General features: G+C 69.0%; 14 protein-coding genes, 1 tRNA gene and 2 pseudogenes. 11 read left to right on the plus strand and 6 right to left on the minus strand.

What is annotated here, in order from left to right:
* Positions 1-96 precede the first annotated feature (96 nt).
* Positions 97-600, plus strand: a complete 504-nt coding sequence (locus tag IPK24_03795) for a sigma-70 family RNA polymerase sigma factor (protein ID MBK8074698.1) — start codon at positions 97-99, stop codon at positions 598-600.
* Complete coding sequence (locus IPK24_03800) at positions 593-1381, plus strand: hypothetical protein (GenBank protein MBK8074699.1); 789 nt, start codon at positions 593-595, stop codon at positions 1379-1381. Before IPK24_03795 ends, IPK24_03800 begins: the two co-directional genes overlap by 8 nt.
* Positions 1382-1575: 194 nt before the next feature.
* Here IPK24_03800 and IPK24_03805 read toward each other — a convergent pair whose 3' ends face one another.
* Positions 1576-2226 (minus strand): hypothetical protein, encoded by a 651-nt coding sequence (locus tag IPK24_03805; GenBank protein MBK8074700.1) that lies wholly within the window; start codon positions 2224-2226, stop codon positions 1576-1578.
* Between the two features lie 259 nt (positions 2227-2485).
* Here IPK24_03805 and IPK24_03810 point away from each other — a divergent pair, with 259 nt between their 5' ends.
* On the plus strand, positions 2486-5107 hold the full coding sequence (locus tag IPK24_03810; GenBank protein ID MBK8074701.1) for an AAA family ATPase: 2622 nt from the start codon (positions 2486-2488) through the stop codon (positions 5105-5107).
* 162 nt (positions 5108-5269) lie between these two features.
* On the plus strand, positions 5270-5521 hold the full coding sequence (locus IPK24_03815) for a DUF4242 domain-containing protein (protein MBK8074702.1): 252 nt from the start codon (positions 5270-5272) through the stop codon (positions 5519-5521).
* Positions 5522-5892: 371 nt separating this feature from the next.
* Here the strand turns inward: IPK24_03815 and IPK24_03820 are convergent, their stop codons facing one another.
* Together IPK24_03820 and IPK24_03825 are read right to left on the minus strand one after the other, a co-directional pair.
* Positions 5893-6873, minus strand: a complete 981-nt coding sequence (locus IPK24_03820; GenBank protein MBK8074703.1) for a CPBP family intramembrane metalloprotease — start codon at positions 6871-6873, stop codon at positions 5893-5895.
* A 357-nt stretch (positions 6874-7230) separates the two neighbouring features.
* Positions 7231-8280, minus strand: coding sequence for a Fic family protein (locus tag IPK24_03825; protein ID MBK8074704.1), 1050 nt, complete (start codon positions 8278-8280; stop codon positions 7231-7233).
* 678 nt (positions 8281-8958) lie between these two features.
* Between IPK24_03825 and IPK24_03830 the strand changes: the two genes are divergently transcribed.
* The 4 genes from IPK24_03830 to IPK24_03845 all read left to right on the plus strand — a co-directional run bounded on the left by IPK24_03830 (position 8959) and on the right by IPK24_03845 (position 11087).
* A complete protein-coding gene (locus IPK24_03830; GenBank protein ID MBK8074705.1) occupies positions 8959-9228 on the plus strand; it encodes a hypothetical protein in 270 nt (89 codons plus the stop codon).
* Positions 9225-9647: a PIN domain-containing protein gene (locus IPK24_03835; GenBank protein MBK8074706.1), complete on the plus strand. Its 423-nt coding sequence runs from the start codon at positions 9225-9227 to the stop codon at positions 9645-9647. Before IPK24_03830 ends, IPK24_03835 begins: the two co-directional genes overlap by 4 nt.
* Before the next feature lie 141 nt (positions 9648-9788).
* Positions 9789-10064 (plus strand): hypothetical protein, encoded by a 276-nt coding sequence (locus IPK24_03840; protein ID MBK8074707.1) that lies wholly within the window; start codon positions 9789-9791, stop codon positions 10062-10064.
* 600 nt (positions 10065-10664) lie between these two features.
* Positions 10665-11087 (plus strand): hypothetical protein, encoded by a 423-nt coding sequence (locus IPK24_03845; GenBank protein MBK8074708.1) that lies wholly within the window; start codon positions 10665-10667, stop codon positions 11085-11087.
* Positions 11088-11636: 549 nt separating this feature from the next.
* Here IPK24_03845 and IPK24_03850 read toward each other — a convergent pair.
* Together IPK24_03850 and IPK24_03855 are read right to left on the minus strand one after the other, a co-directional pair.
* Positions 11637-11948 carry a hypothetical protein gene (locus tag IPK24_03850; GenBank protein ID MBK8074709.1) on the minus strand — a complete coding sequence of 104 codons (312 nt, stop codon included), beginning with the start codon at positions 11946-11948 and terminating at the stop codon, positions 11637-11639.
* Between the two features lie 8 nt (positions 11949-11956).
* A complete protein-coding gene (locus IPK24_03855; GenBank protein ID MBK8074710.1) occupies positions 11957-12136 on the minus strand; it encodes a hypothetical protein in 180 nt (59 codons plus the stop codon).
* Positions 12137-12773: 637 nt separating this feature from the next.
* On the opposite strand from IPK24_03855, the pseudogene IPK24_03860 reads away from it, so the two are divergent.
* Positions 12774-14248: pseudogene (locus IPK24_03860) on the plus strand (IS21 family transposase).
* A 56-nt stretch (positions 14249-14304) separates the two neighbouring features.
* Positions 14305-15020 (plus strand): annotated as a pseudogene (locus IPK24_03865) (ATP-binding protein).
* Between the two features lie 306 nt (positions 15021-15326).
* On the opposite strand, the gene IPK24_03870 reads toward IPK24_03865, so the two are convergent.
* Positions 15327-15400 (minus strand) — tRNA-Phe (locus tag IPK24_03870).
* Between the two features lie 143 nt (positions 15401-15543).
* On the opposite strand from IPK24_03870, the gene IPK24_03875 reads away from it, so the two are divergent.
* Positions 15544-16614, plus strand: a complete 1071-nt coding sequence (locus IPK24_03875) for an alpha/beta fold hydrolase (GenBank protein MBK8074711.1) — start codon at positions 15544-15546, stop codon at positions 16612-16614.
* The last annotated feature ends 1 nt before the right edge of the window (position 16615 follow it).

Genomic DNA, 16615 nt, shown 5'->3' on the forward strand with positions numbered 1-16615 from the left:
GTGGCCACGATGGCAGGCACCCGGCCCGAGCCCGAGGGGCGCGGCGCAGGGCAGCCGGAGGTGAGGTTGCCGGCCGTCGATGTCACGCCGCGGCGCATGTACAGCGGCCTGGAGGACGCGTGCGCCGGGGAGTACCCACGGCTGGTGCGGTTGCTCACGCTGTACTGCGGAGACCGGGAGACCGCCCTCGACCTCGCCCAGGAGACCCTGGCCCGCGGCTGCGTGCACTGGGGCCGGCTGAGTCGGATGGAGCAGCAGAGTGCCTGGTTCACCCGGGTCGCGCTCAACCTGGCCAACTCCCGCTGGCGTCGGCTGCTCGTGGAGCGGCGGTCCACGGCGGTGCTCGCCGAGCGGCAGCGTCTGCCCGCCACGCCGGACCTCGTGGATGCGCTCGTCGTCCGCGCCGCACTGTCGTACCTGACCCCGCGGCAGCGGGCGGCCGTGGTGCTGCGGTTCTTCGACGATCTCGACCTGGCGTCCACCGCGGCGGTGATGCGCTGCAGCCAGGGCACCGTGAAGAAGCTCACCGCGCGCGGCCTGGCCGTGCTGCGCGCCGCGCTCAGTATCGAGTTCGACGCATCGGGGGGCCGCGATGACTGAACTCCGACAGCTCCTCGAGATCGGGGCCGGCGCGCCGCCCGCCGCCCCGGACCTGGCCGCCGTCAAGGCACGCGGCAGGGCGAGAGCCCGGCGTCGGCGTGTGCTCGCCGCCGTCGCGATCGCTGCCGCCGTCGCCATCCCATCGGCCACCCTGCCACGCCTCGTCCCGGACCGATCCGTACCGTCCTGGTCCACACTGCCGCCGGCCGAACCCGGTGCGCTGCTGCCGGGCACGTACGCCGCTGCCGGCCTCACGCCGAAGATCACGTTCGCCGTCCCGGACTCCGCCACATCCTGGCGGGTCGCGCTCGCCACCGCGTCCAGCCTGGTGGTGACCGACGACAAGGACGGCATCCGGATCTCGGTTCTGCAGTGGACGGCGGTGCGCCCGGCGCCCTCCGCGGCGGTGCCGAAGCCAGCCCTCGCCGCGCTGCCCACCGACCTGCCGGCCTGGCTGGCCGACCACCCCGCCATCCGGCTCACCGGGCCGGCGCAGCGGGTGATGGTCCTCGGCCGGCCCGCGCAGCGCGTCACGTTCGACGTCCGGGCCGACCGCTGGCTGCCCGCCGGGGCCTCCGAGGGGTGTGACTGTCTGGCCGTGACCCTCGCCGACACCCCGGACAACCCGTTCGCGGTCGGCGCGGATCAGACGGCCCAGGTCACTGTGGTGGACGGAGAGCAGCCCGGTCTGGTGGTCACCCTCGTTCGGCCGGCCGCTGGCACCGACCCCGATGCGCTCGCCGACGCCAACCGGATCGTCAACTCCATCACCGTGATCTAGAGAGGAGATTTGATCATGGTGGGTGGGGGTTCGGGCGGCCTCTGTCGTGATCGTTTGTATATACGGGTCCGATCGTTGCGGCGGCGTTGACCCGCGATGTCCATCACCGGGCGTGCGTGGATCTGTTCACGGCTGCGCATCTGGTCGGGGAGCGCATGTTGCTCCCAGCGTCGGTGGTGGCCGAGGTGTCTCTTCTAGGCCTGCGGGCTGACCGTGGGCGCCTCGGGGTGACCGCCGCTCAGTGGCCGCGAGGGGTGGGGTTGTGTCTCGAGGACGCCGAGGTAGCCCTGGACGGCCTCGAACAGGGGGTCGGCGATCCGCTCCAAGGGGGTTCTGCTCCAACGCTTTGCCTCGTAGTCCGCGGTCCTCGCGGCCAGGGCGGCTGCGCTGATCGCGAGTTCGTCGGCCATCCGGGCGCGAAACTCGTCGGGGCTCGGGGCAGGGAGGGCGAAGTCGGCGCTACATCCCTCGCGGACGGCGTCGAGTGCGTTCTGTCGCAGGCCGCCGGCCAGATCCCAGATCAGCACAGGGCGGACGATGCGGTGGTTCCACACGGGTGCGTGGGCCGAGCGCCATCTCGCGGTCACGGGGTTCTTCGACAGCCTGGTCGCCTGCGACCAGTGCTGTGAACCGTGAGGCGAGCAGAGCCAGGGGACCTCGGCCGCGGGCAGGTCCACGACCAGGGCGACGGTGACCCAGTCCAGATCGCGGGGTGGTCCGAGGATGTCACCGACGGCCCACAGGCCCGTGACGGACAACGTCTGGATGGTGCTGGACAGCTCGGCCATGTCGGCGCACCGCTCCGCCAGGCCGTGCACGTGCCCGATCGCCGTCGTCCACTTCACGGCTCGATCATCTCGCAGGGCGACGCGCGCTGGGGCACGGTGTTCTCGGGTTGCAGCACCCCATCGACAGAGGTATCCGGTGGAGTGGGTGGTCCGGATGCCGTGGCCGGCGTAGCCATCAGAGTCAAGGGAGCGGCATCAATCGCCGCGCCGAGGACGAGCTTTCGGAACCCCACCACATCAGGGGACTCATACCGGTTGTCACATGACCGCGTGGCTTCGATGTCTGTGCGGGCCTGCCGCAAGCTCCTAGCATCTGATGGTGCGGCTCCTCGAACGGGACCAGCAGGCCGCGGCGGTGGACGACTACCTCGCCGAGGCCGTGGCCGGCCATGGCCGGATGGTCTTCGTCGCCGGGGAGGCGGGGGTCGGCAAGACCTCGTTCGTGGGGCGCGTCGTCCGGCAGGCGGCAGACGTGGCCAGGGTCGCCGTCGGCGGTTGTGACGGGTCGTCGACGCCGGCGCCGCTGGGCCCGCTGACAGAGATGCTGCCGCGGCTGCCTGCACAGGTGTGGCCTCCGGAGGCGACCAGGCACGAGGTCTTCGCCCGGCTGGTCACGGCCCTGAGCGAGCCCGGTGTGCGCGAGCCGTTCCTGCTCGTGGTGGAGGACGCGCACTGGGCCGACGAGGCGACGCTGGACCTGATTCGCCATCTCGCCCGCCGCGTCCATACGTGCCGGGCGCTGGTGCTGGTCACGTACCGCCCGGAGGACGTCGTCACCGGTCACCCGTTGCGGGTGGTTCTCGGCGACGCCGCGACCGCGCCTGGTGTGCGGCGACTGGATCTTCCCGGGCTGTCGCGCTCGGCGGTCGAACGCCTGGCCCACGAGTACGCCCTCGCCCACCCGGACGCCGCCCCGGCGGATGTCGACCGCCTGCACCAGGTGAGCGGGGGCAACCCCTTCTTCGTCACCGAGGTTCTCTCGGCCGGCACCGGCGCGGTCCCACCGACCGTCCGGGACGCCGTCCAGGCCCGGGTGTCCCGGCTGACCGCGCCGGCACGCGCCGCGCTGGACGTCGTGGCCCTGTGCGGGGCGCGGGCGGACCTGGAGCTGCTGGAGCAGGTGCTGGACGACGGCCTGGAGGTGCTCGACGAGCCGTTGCAGCGCGGGCTTCTCGCCGCGTCGACCGGTGAACTGGCCTTCCGGCACGAGCTGGCACGGTTGGCGGTGGCCGAGCCGATGCCGGCGTTCCGACGGGTCGCGATCCACCGGCAGATCCTTGCCGCCCTGCTGGCGCGCAGGGCAGGCGGAGCGCTCGACCACGCGCGCGTGGCGCACCACGCCGAGGCGGCCGTCGACACCGCGGCCGTGCTGGACCATGCTCCCGTGGCGGCCGCACGAGCAGCCGACCTGGGCGCACACCGCGAAGCGGTCCATCAGTACCGCCGCACCCTGCGATTCGCCCACGGTCTGGCGGACGGGCGCCGGGCGGACCTGCTGTGGGCGCTGGGTTACGAGTGCTACCTCACCGACCAGGTCGAGGACGCGCTGGACGCCGTCCAGCAGGCCCTCGAGATCTGGGCGGCGTCCGGTGACACGGTCAGGGTCGGCGACGCCCACCGCTGCCTGTCCCGGCTCAACTGGTTCGCCGGACGCAACGACCTGTCCGAACGGCAGGCGGACCTCGCCGTGCAGGCGTTACACGGCTCGGGCACCGTCGAACTCGCGATGGCGTACAGCAACGTCGCGCAGCTGCGGATGCTCTCGTCGGACCTGCACGGCACCAGGCTCTGGGGACGGCGTGCCCTGGCCGCGCTGGACCAGGTGCCGGACGGGCGGAAGCGGGACGAGGTGCGGGTGCACGCCTTGAACAACCTCGGGACAGCCGAGGTCGTGTCCGGCGACTTCGACGCCGGGATCCGCATGCTCACCACGAGCCTGGAGCAGGCCCGGGTGGCCGACCTGCACGAGCACGCCGCGCGCGCCTACTGCAACCTGGCCTCCTGCGCCGTGGCGCAGCGCCGGCACACCGATGCTGCGGCGCGGTTGGCGGCGGGGCTGCAGTACTGCATCGACCGCGACCTGGATGCCTGGACGCTCTACCTGCAGGGCCTCCAGGCGCAGCTCATGCTCAACCGTGGGCAGACGACCGCGGCCCGGGAGTGCGCCGAGAACGTGTTGCAGCGCATCGAGTCTGCACCGACCAGCCAGGTCGAACCGCTGGTCGTCCAGGCACTGGCCCTGGCCCGGACCGGAGAGGACCGGTGGCGGCAGCCGATGGACCAGGCGGTCCGGCTGGCCGACGGGATCGGGGAGATCCAGCGTCTCGGGCCCGTCACCGCCGCCCGCTGCGAGATCGCCTGGCTGTCCGGTGACGCAGATGCCCCGGGACGGCTGGCCGCCGAGACCTGGCCGAAGGCGACAGCGGCCGACTGCCCGTGGAACCGGGGATCCGTCGCCACCTGGCTCGGCGACCCGGCAGCCGGGGACGGCGCACCGCTGGCTCCGCCGTACGCCCTCGAGGTGGCCGGTCGCTGGGGCGAGGCCGCGCTGCGGTGGAAGCAGCTGGGGTGCCCGTACGAGCATGCCCTGGCCTTGGCACGCAGTGGTGAGCGCGCGGAGATGACCGAGGCGGTCGCGTGCTTCGACGCGTTGTCGGCGACCGGTGCGGCGGCCCGTACCCGGGCGCTGCTGCGGGCCAACGGCTGGTCCGCGCCCCGCGCCCCGCGGGCCTCGGACCGTCCGCACCCCGACGGCCTGAGCGCCCGCGAGGCTCAGGTGCTCGCCCTCCTGGCCGAGGGGCTGCCGGACGCCGCGATCGCCGAGCGGCTCGTCCTGTCGCGCCGGACCGTCGAGCACCACGTCGCCGCCATCCTGCGCAAGCTCGGGGTGCGGTCCCGCCGCGAGGCCGCCTCGCGCGCAAAACCCCGTCACCCCTGAACCCTGCTGCCCCGCAACGTTCCTTCGCGCCCTTCGATAGGTACCGCCGGCGTTCCGGTTGGGTAGTACTCACCGATGTGGCGCCGTCCCGCTCGTCGGTAGACCAGAGGCATGCGACCAGCGGTGCATCCGCGCCACGGCGCTACGAGGAGGGACAGCGAGATGCCTCTGTTCATGGATGTTCACCACCTCGGCGACGGGGTCACGATGGACGACGTCGCCAAGGCCCACCAGGCCGACCTCGCCACCCAGGAGGGCCACGACGTGCGCTACCTGCGCTACTGGGTCGACGAGTCCGGTGGTCAGGTCTTCTGCCTGGTCGAGGCCCCGGACGCCGAGTCGGCGAACCTGGTGCACCGCGAGGCGCACGGTCTGGTCGCCGACGAGATCTACCAGGTGCAGGAAGGGGTCTGACCGGTTTTCGGTCGGCCATTCGCCGCACGTCCGTCCCCTGCCGGTCAGGCGACGATCACGGAGTCGATGGGAGGCGAGACGTGGGTGTGTCGGTGCCGGGGTCTCGACCCCGTGTTTCAGTCCGGCGAGCAGGCCGCGGAAGCCCTGCAGGAGGCGACGGCGGATCATGATCGAGTCCAGTGCTGGGCCGAGTGCGCCGAATCTGGGGACGTACTGCACCGTGAGGGCGACTCGGGTGCGCCGGCGCGCATTCGGCGCAGAACCCGAAACGGTCGCGACCGCACGGATCAGGCTGACCAGCCCGCGATGCGGACTGCTTCACCTGATGGGCGCCAGGCGCCAACCAACAGATCGGAAGCGTCCCCGTCGAGTCAGACTTCCATGGCCTTGGCCGTGCGCTGGCTTCGGGTGCGGAGGTAGATCACGACGGCCCACAGCAGCAGGTCTGTCACCACGGCCGCGGGCGACTCCTCCCACAGCAGCACCAGGGTGAGTGGCAGGGTGTTGAACGCGGCATGGATGACCATGCTCAGGAAGACGCTGCGGGTCCTCTTGTAGAACCACGCCTGCAGGATCGCCATCGCGACGATGCCCATGGCGAAGCCCACCAGTGAGACCGCGATCTGCACGGGGGCCATGCCCTGCTGCAGGAAGATCATCGTGGCCACGGGCAGGTGCCAGACCGCCCACACGATCCCGACCAGCCACCCTGTGTCCCAGAACCCCCTGCCGGGGAGCAGCTTCTCGGTCAAGTACCCGCGCCAGCCGATCTCCTCTGTTCCGGACGTGAGGAGCTGCAAGGCGAAGAAGGCCACGAGAAAGCCGATCAACTGGCCACTGGAAGGGGCGTCAGCAGAGCGTGTCCCGGTGGCAACCGTGATGACCAGTGCGGGCAGCGTCACACCGAGCAGGACCGCCAGGACGAGGGCGTACTCACGGCCGCCGACGCCGACGTCCCTCACTCGCTGCCGCAGGCTGCCCTTCGGGATGTTCGGGTCCAAGGCCGTCGCGATGATTCCGCCGATCATCGGCCCGTAGACGGCGAAGAACGCGATCCCGGTGGCAATCAGGAGAGGCGCCGCCACGTCACGGACGAAACCGACCCGCCACACGAAGTCCTCGTTGAACAGGAGGTCACCGGCATCGGTCAGGTCCGCGACGATCCAGCCGGCGATCCACAGCGTCCAGGAGAACCCGTACGCGATGAGCAGGAACACAACGTGGGGTCTGGCCCACATCGGCGCTCGCGCGGCGGGGTCGCCCCCCACGCCTTCTGGTGTGCCGGTCACCCTCGTGACCGCGGTGCGACGACTGGTCGAGAACCGCGATGCGGCGTCCTTCACGGTGGTCACGACGGCCCCCTGCCCTCGGCGCGATTGGCCTGGTGGCAGTTCCATCCTCATGCCTGAGGATCGGCGGAGCTTGTGCCCAAGGTCGCTCAGGCCAGTGGGTCGCTGCACCCGCTGGTGCAAGCCCCGGCCCTCAGCTCAACCTGTCAGGTTGATCCGCAGAAGTGCGAACACCATCGGTAGATCACCTCTTGTGGCCAGGGGTGGGGTCGAACCGCCGACCTCCGATTTCAGGCCCGTCGTGCACCCTCGAAGGTGCTGTGACCTGCGGCGAGGCGGGGCATATGGCGTCGACCAAGAGCCGCGGCTCGGCGGGGCATCGACCGGTCATGGACGGGGTGCTTCGTCCTACGGGGGTGGCTACGCGCGAGGGGCAGCGGCTTGATCCAGCTCGGCCAGGAGGTCGAGTAGTCCCGCGGCCTCCCAGGTTCGGTTGCGCTGTCCGCCGCCAAGTCGGATCAGGACTCCGGCTCGTTCCAGTTCCGCCAGCGCCTGGTTGACCACTGCCTTGGAGCGTTCGACGGCTGTGACCGCGACCGGTAGGGAGATGACCGGGTGCGCGGGAAGGACATCGATGACGCGCCATGCCGCGGCGTCCGCGCGCGGGCTGCTCTGCGTCCTGAGCCGGCCGCGCCAATGATCTTGCAGGCGCTCGACGGCGTCCAGGTACTGGCTTGCCAAGCCTGCGGCGCGGGCTGTCGCTGCAGCGAACCGCAGCAGCCAATCGTCGATGTCCGCGCTGCGGAACGAGGTCAGGCCTTGGATGTAGTCGGCACGTTCTGCGGCAAGCACGACGCTGATCGGCGGAACGTAGGCGGGGGCGAGTCCCCTTCTGCGGAGAACGACATGGATCAAGGCCCGCCCTGTCCTGCCGTTACCGTCCATGAAGGGGTGGATGGTCTCGAACTGGGCATGGATGAGTCCGGCGTGCACCAAGGGTGGCAGATGCTCCTCGTCGATGAACGAACACAGGTCGGCCAGAAGCTCGGGGACGGCCTCGGGTGGGGGAGGGACGAAGTCGGCCGCACAGGGGTTGTAGTTGTTGCCCCCGATCCAGTTCTGTTCGGTGCGGACCTTGCCTGCGACCTGGAAGTTGGGAGCTCCGGCCATCAACGCGGTGTGGATCTGGGTGAGCTCCTGGACGCTCAGCGCCTGTGCTGACGCGGCGTGGTGGACCGCCAGCTCCATGGCGTCGATGTTTGCCAGCACCTCCGTGGCGCTCGGGTCGGCTTTGCCTCCGGTGTCCAAGCGCGCCTCCGCCCGGGCCACATCGCGCGAGTCGATCTGCATGCCCTCGACCTTGGAGGAAGCGATCGACTCGATGCGCAGCAGCAAGCGTGCGAGCGGTGCCAGTGCAGGCCGAGCACGCGCGTTGAGTGCGTGGACTGCTGCCTCGGCGTCCGACACCACTCCCGCGACCTCACCGCTGATTCCGCCGTCGAAACCGGTGAGGGGTTCAGGGAGGAACGCGTCGTAGGCGCACGCGCGCCGGTACCGGGCCGGTGCGTAGAGAGCTGGGTCGTGCTGCCACGTCCGGCGCAGTAGTCGCCCTCGCACAACCCCGACCCTCCGCTCGTAGAAGTATGGGATGACTCCTAAACCATACCAAGGCTCAGGGTAGGTGAGGGTTGAGTGCCGCGCGTGGACGGCTGGGTGGATGTTGGTGAGCGCAGTTGCACGACCACGACGCGATGCTCAGCCAAGCGCCCTGCCTGGACGGCGCCTGAGCGGCGTCGACCCGGTTCGGCGGGTTGGCGAACGGCTGAAACTTCTGAACGATTCCTAATCGGACATCCGCTCAGACCCGCTCCAGGGCGCTCTCAACCGCTCACAGCAAGATCACGATGTAGGAAAGGACCTGCGTGTCAGAGGCTGTATTGGCTGGTGGCCAGGGGCGGGGTCGAACCGCCGACCTTCCGATCTTCAGGAAGTTGATCGTGCGTGGCCGAATACGTCTCTGACCTGCAGTGTTGTGGCTCTTGTGTGCGCCTCGCGCGGTTCTTCGACACGGTTTCGGGCCGGGTGGTCGTGGCTGGTCGGGGTGGGATGGTGATGGCTGGACTCGTCGTCGCGGGCTCGGGGTGTCGAGTGGGGGGATTTGATCATGGTGGGTGTGGGGTGGGTACCTATACTCGGCGTGTGAGTAGTCCCCGGGATGAGTTGCGTGAGCTGGTCGAGCGGTTGCCCGATGAGCAGGTGCTGGCTGTGGTGTCGGCGTTGCGGTCTCGTCTGGATGCGGTGCCGGCGCCGCGGGCGTGGCCGCCGTCGTGGTTCGGGATTGCCGAAGGATCGGCGGATGACGTGTCCGAGCGGGTCGAGGAGATCCTGGCTGAAGGGTTCGGGCGGCCTCGGTCGTGATTGTTGTCGATACGGGTCCGATCGTTGCGGCGGCGTTGACTCGCGATGTCCATCACCGGGCGTGCGTGGATCTGTTCACGGCTGCGCATCTGGCCGGGGAGCGGTTGGTGGTTCCGGCGCCGGTGGTGGCGGAGGTGTGTTTCCTGGTCCAACGCGAGGCGGGGTCGCGGGCCGAGGCGGCGTTCCTGGCGTCGCTGGCGGAGGGCGATTTCGCGGTCGTCGACCTGGAGCCGGGGGACTGGCGCAGGGCCTCGGAGTTGGTGCTCCAATATGGCGACTTCCCGTTGGGCTTCGTGGACGCGGCCGTCGTGACCGTCGCTGAACGCTTGGACGTCGTCGAGATCGCCACGATCGATCGGCGCCACTTCGCTGCGGTCCGGCCACGGCATGTCGCGGCGTTCACGATCCTGCCGCAATGACACCAAGCGGGGACCGCTGGTTGGCGGACACCGTGTCGGTTGAGGACGTTGCCAGCCCGTGAAGGTCGGACCCGCCGACCGGCGCGGCCCATGGCGACCGGCTGGGTAGAGACGTGCGGACCGACCGGTGGAGGAGCACACATGGAGCCCGGCCAGCTGGCGCTGATCCCGGTGACGTTCGTCGAGGACCGCGATGGTCGGGCGCTCGTCCGGCTGCCGAACGGGTCGAAGACGTCGATCGAGTACGACGTGCTTGACGCCCGAGCAGCCCTGACGCACTTCATCCGGTCGGTCGACGGCCGAGGCGTCACGGCCTTGTGCATGATCTGTCGCGACCTTCAGGAGACCGACGGTTGGAGTGAGGCTGTGGCTGCTGCGGAGCGTCACCACCGCGCCGATCACGAGTCTCGCACTTGAATACGACACTAGAAGCGCGTCCTGCCGTCGGGCTGGCCTCGGGCTGGCCAGCGTCGAGGACGCCAAGCGGCATCGTCATCGCGTCCGTCGTCTTCTCGACGTAGGTCATGCGCCCCGTGATCGCCAGAAAGATGCCCCACAACTCCGATATCGGCATCTCAATGCCTCGGCGATCCTTTCCGAGTAATTGGTCAGTTCGCGCGTCAAGGCAACCACAGCTGACTCCGGGCTAGGCATCGACCCAGTTTCGTCGTGCTCGGCTATTTCAGTCCCTCGAACTGCGCTTGGCCTTCCGCAGTGTGAAGGCGGAGCCTCCACCCTCGCCGTCCTCGAAGATCACGGCGCCCTTGTCCGGATCGGCGGGTTCGGGCCGCGACTGCACCCTCGACTATGAAGAGACAGGAAACCACGGGCTGGGCTACTGCCTCACCGTATTGAGCCGCGGGTCCTTTAGCCCGTAGTACCAACGGTGTGAGTGGCCGCCTGAACCCTGACCGTGTGGCCATTACGGAACTGGACGTGTCCGTGCCCGGCACGTCGGCCTATACTGGATTCAGGGGAGTTGTCCATCACTCGCAGCGAGGGAAGGGGTGATGCGGCGTGATCGATTATAACTGGTCCAATCCGCGCTGCTTCGCTGGAGTGTGTTTGGGAATGCGCCAGTCAGAAGTCCCGGAAGTTCTACCCGGCGGTGTTTGGGAGTTTCTGGAACCAGATCTCGATCCAGCGCGCGAGTCCCCCTTCTGGATTGTGAGGAACATGGGGCTGATGGTCAGTTGTACGCAAGAGATCGTCGTAGGAATCAGCAGTTCCTCACACTTCATTTTCCGCGGCGTTGACTTGATTGGCCTATCGCTCGAACGGGCACTGGAGGTTTTGGGGCATCCGGATGCCGCTCCTGCGGATAGCGAAGAGGATGAATGCACTTTCGTGGAGACCTCTGCCGGCGTCGAGCTGATGTCCAGGGATGGAGTGATCTCCTTGGCGGAGATCGGTGATCCTGAGTTGATTTCAGAAGACTGACTCAGGCTGTCGTCTGTCTGCGGTGCGCCGGGATGGGATGTCTCTCCGCGACTACGTCAACTGCGCACCCGGCAGCCACGGGCAGTGCCAGAGATGATCGGCCTGAACACCCGCGACGCCCGCCCCTCGCGTTCACCCACGAGATCTTCGCAGACGCGATGGGTGAGAGGACCAGCGTAGTCGGGCGAACGGCCCAGACTTCTGAACGTTTCTGACCGCGCACCCGCTCAGGCCTCCTCCAAGGCGCTCTCAGCCGCTCACAGCAAGATCACGATTCCAGGAAGAACATGCAGGTCAGATGCCATATCGGCGGGTGGCCAGGGGCGGGGTCGAACCGCCGACCTTCCGATTTTCAGAAGGACGACCGATCATGATCAACGTTGCGCTGACCTGCAATGATGCGGCTGACTGCATAATTGATCTTCAATTCTGGCGCGGATCCGGCGCGGTCAGCCACAGCCAGTTGGGCACGTCTGGTGACGGCTGGACGCCGGCCCTGCCTGGACCCATGCGGAGGTGGAGGGCTGTGGTCGGTGCGAGTAGTCCTGGTCATGCCCACGGACCGTCGAGGTCGATGGTGATGTCGACGAGCTCGACCGCGCCGTCCGGCGCGAGTTGTCCGACTACCGCGATCATGGGAACGACTCGACCGGCCTGGATCAGGAGTCGGTACTCGGGCCGGCCGGGGAACTGCTCGGGAAGGGTGTCCCATCCGGTGGCGAACTTCTCGACGATCGCCAACAGCTCGTACGCCTCGAACTCGGCCGATGTGGGTTCGTCGTTGGCGCCGCGCTCGTCACCCAGTTGGGCGTCGATCACGGCGAAGAAGTCCGGGGTTGCCCGAACGATGCGGCGAATCACAGCCGCAGTCAGGAGGCGTTGCCGCGTAGCCGGGCCTCTCGGTCGAGAATCCGCTGCCGCTGCGCCTCGAGTGCCGGCTCGAACTCCTCAGGTACCTCGTCGAGGTCGTAGATGATCGAGTCCTCAAAGGACTGGTCGCGCTCGGCAGGCGTCATCGCCTCGAGCTCACTGACCGTGATGACCCGCATCTGCCCTCCACCCGTTCGATCCTCACTACAGCGTAGCCAGCACCCCCGACAACGTCTTGTCTTGTCCGAGGGCACACGCATCCGCCCATGAACGACGAGAGCGGCTGCATGTCGCCGATGCTGCGCCAGCAGCAGGTCGGTGGTGTCGTCGTCGGTCACGACCAGGGGTTGAGTCTCGACTGGGCGGCCGCGATGCGACGTCTGGCCCTTCGATGATGACCACACGGCTCGGTACAGGTCCCGGTACTGCATGCAGACCTGGCGCGCCTGCGACGTCGTGAACGTCGCCGGGAGATCCACCAACCCGACCATGAATGAAGCCCTACTCCCTTGCTGGTCGTAAGGACAGGAATTCATACATAGCGCTCGTGTCCCGTCATCACGATGTCAGTGGACGGCTCGGGCACTGCTGACAACCTGGAGCGATTCATCCTCCCCAGCGAGGCTGGCCCGGCCTGGCCGCCCCTCGCTGTCCGTGGCCATGAGAAAGTCCCCACTGGTGGCCAGGTGGTGGTCCCCGCTGGTGGCCGGTTAGAAGTCCCCACTCCTCGCGTGTCCTGTCCGGGGTGAGTGGCCCTGCGCGGTGACGGTGTCGGTGCCAACCAGACATCGGATCGACCGCGCAGGGGTGCCTGTATTGAAGAACGCGAGGGAACGGATGGACATCTTGGCTGCCTACCGTGAGGTGGGGAGTTATCGAGCGGCCGCAGTGATCTGCGGGACGACGCACAAGACGGTGCGGCGGGTCGTCGAACGACACAACGCCGGTGATGGCGGATCGGAACGCCAGGGCCGGGGCCACAACTACGACGAGGTCAGCTCGCTGGTCGCGGACAAGGTCCGCGCGACGCACGGGAAGATCAGCGCGAAGCGGCTGTTACCGGCTGCCCGCGCAGCGGGCTATGGGGGTCGGCCCGCAACTTCCGGCGGCTGGTCGCGGCGCAGAAGGCGGCCTGGCGGCGGGGTCATCATCGGGGCCGTCGTCCGGCGGTGTGGACGCCCGGGGACACGCTGGTGATCGATTGGGGTGTCCAGGCGGGGGTGCACGTGTTCTGCGCGGTGTTGGCCTGGTCGCGGATCCGGTTCGTCCGGTTCGCCGCCGACGAGAAGGCGTCCACCACACTCGGGCTGCTCGCAGAGTGCTTCGAGGTCCTCGGTGGGGTCCCGAAGACCGTGTTGGCCGACCGGATGGGCTGCCTGAAGGCTGGGGTGGTCGCCGATGTGGTGGTTCCGACCGCGGACTATGTCCGGTTCGCCACCCACTACGGGTTCCGGCCGGACTTCTGCCAGGCCGCGGATCCGGAGTCGAAAGGGATCGTGGAGGCGCTGGTCGGGTATGCCAAGCGGGACCTGATGGTGCCGGCCGAACCGTCGGTGAGTGATCTGGGCGGCGCGAACCGGGCCGCCGGCCACTGGTGCGCCGAGGTCAACACGGTGGTCCATTCGGAGATCTGCGCCGTCCCCGCCGAGCGGCTCGAGGCCGAACGGGACCTACTCGGGCCGTTGCCGTCGCTGCGGCTCGAGGTCGGCGCTGCGCCGATCAGCCGCAAGGTCGACAAGCTGTCCTGTGTCCGGTTCGGGTCGGCCCGCTACTCGGTCCCGAACCGGCTCATCGGCACCAGCGTGCTGCTCACCGTGCTGGACGCGCGGGTGCAGGTGCTGGAGGCGTTCACCGGTGAGGTCGTCGCCGAACACACCCTGGTCGCCCCGGGTGAGACCAGCATCCTTGATGAGCACTACGGCTCGACCCGCCCGGACAAGCCACGTCGCGCGCCGCGACCGAAAACCGTTGTGGAGAAACGGTTCCTGGCCCTGGGTGAGGTCGCTGAGGCGTTCCTGGTCGGTGCGGCCGCGGCCGGGGTGAGCCGGCTGCCCGGCGAGCTGGAACAGATCCTGGTCCTGCACGATGCCCACGGCCACGAGGCGTTGCTCGCGGCGCTGGCCCGGGCGGTCGAGTTCGGGCGGTGGCGCGCCGACGACGTCCGCTCCATCCTCGCCGCCGCCGGTGCCGCACCCACACCGCGCCCGGCGGGCGAAGCCTTGGTCATGACCCTGCCCTCGGTGCCGACCCGGTCCCTGGCCGACTACGCGATCGGTGGTGAGTTGTCGTGACCACCGCAGCGCCGCCGCTGGCCGCCGACCTCAACGAGGGCCTGAAACGGCTGAAGATGGCCGCGATGCGTCGTCTCGCCCCCGAGCTGCTCATCACCGCCAAGACCCAACGCTGGAGCCCGGAGGAGTTCCTGCGCACCCTGGTCGAGGCCGAGATCACCGCCCGCGATGAGTCCAATGCCCGCAACCGGATGCGGTCGGCGGCGTTCCCGGTGGTCAAGACGCTGGAGGAGTTCGACGTCGCCGCATCCTCCATCCCGAAGGCAACGTTCGACTACCTCGCATCCCTGGAGTGGATCCGCGGCAAGGAGAACACCTGTTTCATCGGGCCGGCCGGCACCGGCAAATCGCATTGCCTGGTCGCTCCGGGGTCGCCGCCGTCGAGGCCGGACACCGCGTCCGCTACTACACCGCCGCCGACCTCGTCGAAACCCTCTACCGCGCCCTGGCCGACAACTCCGTCGGCAGAGTGATCGAGAACCTGCTGCGCAACGACGTCGTCCTGGTCGACGAACTCGGGTTCGCGCCCCTGGACGACACCGGCGCCCAACTGCTGTTCCGGTTCGTCGCCGCCGCCTACGAACGTCGCTCCCTGGGCATCGGCTCGCACTGGCCGTTCGAGTCCTGGGGCCGGTTCCTGCCCGAACACACCACCGCCGTCAGCCTCCTCGACCGGCTCCTGCACCACTGCCACACCGTGGTCACCGACGGCGACTCCTACCGGATGAAACAAGCCCGAGCCCGGGGAGGTGCCACCAAGAACACACGCTGATCAACCCCGAGGAGTGGGGACTTCCAACTGGCCACCAACGGGGACCACAACCTGGCCATTGACACTCGCGGCGCTCGCCGACCACGACTTCAGTGCTGCGGCGTTGCGTCAAGCAGCTCAGCGAGGTCGCCTGGGCGCCCTGCACGGCCCGGACGGCGTGTGGCGCAGTTTCCGCAAGGCTGTCGAGGCCTACCGGCAGACGCGACACAGGCGACGGCCCCACGCGAGACGTTGCACCAGACTGAAACTGAGACGGACCCACCCGGAGCGGATCAAGAAACCCGGTAAACCTGCAGGTCAGAGAGGTGGCCAGGGGCGGGGTCGAACCGCCGACCTTCCGATTTTCAGTCGGACGCTCGTACCAACTGAGCTACCTGGCCGCGACATCCTGCGCCGTCCGGGTGGGAGCGTGGGCGCCGCAAGAGCGTCGCAAGCATACCCACCGGCGGGCTGTCGGTCGAACCAATCATCGACGACGATGCTGCCCATGCGGCGCCCGAGCGGACAGGCCAGACGTTCCCGGGTGCCGTCGTCCACTCTGGCGGTGGTGGCCTTCGCCGGCCTGATGATCCTCGGCGCCCTCATCGGGTTCGTGGTGCCCCGGCTGTGGCACGGCCTGGGGTCGGTTGGGACGGCGGCATGGCTCGCGCTCACAGCCGGTGCGCTCACGGCGCTGCTCGTGCTGGCCGCCCTGCTCACCTGGGCACGCCGGATGCGTTGGCCCGCGCGGCTCGCCCTTCTGGTCGCCGTGGCCGTGACGCTCTATGGCCTCGGTCTGCCGACCGGTCTCGCCACGGCCGCCGTGTTCCCGCCCCGGGCCGACCTGGGCAACCGAACCCCCGCCGATCTCGGCCTGGCCGGCGCCGAGGTCCGGTTCACCACGGCCGACGGGGTCCGGCTCGCCGGCTGGTACGTGCCGTCGTCCACTGGTGCGGCGGTGGCCGTCGTTCCCGGGGCGACGTCGTCCCGCACGGGCGTGCTCGGGCAGGCCGCGGTGCTCGCCCGGCGCGGCTACGGGGTGCTGTTGGTCGACCCGCGGGGGATGGGCCACAGTGACGGCCACGGGATGAACCTCGGCTGGACTGGTGATCTCGACCTCGTTGCGGCCGTCGACTTCCTCGCGGCCCGGCCCGACGTGCGCCCGACCCGGATCGGGCTGCTGGGCGAATCCCTGGGCGGCGAGATGGCGATCGGCTCCGCCGGGACCGATCCGCGGGTTGGCGCCGTGGTCGCCGAGGGCGCGACCAACCGGGTCGCGGCCGACAAGGCCTGGCTGACCTCGGTCTACGGCGTCCGCGGCACCGCCCAGCGCGCCGTCGATCACGTGACTCAGACCCTCACCAGCCTCGCGAGCGGCACGGCGCCGCCGGCATCCCTCGCCTCGTCGGCGCGTGCGACGGCGCCGCGTCCAATCCTGCTCGTCGCGGCGGGCGAGGTGCCCGACGAGCAGCACGCCGCGACCTGGATCGCCGCCAGTCGATCCCACGTCTCGATCTGGGTGGTGCCGGGCGCTCAGCACACGGGTGGGCTCACCGCTCAACCTCGGGAATGGGAGAAGCGCGTGATCGATTTCTTCGATCACGCGCTTCGTTGAG

Source organism: Kineosporiaceae bacterium (assembly GCA_016713225.1).
In the GTDB taxonomy this organism is placed as follows: Bacteria; Actinomycetota; Actinomycetes; order Actinomycetales; family Kineosporiaceae; genus JADJPO01.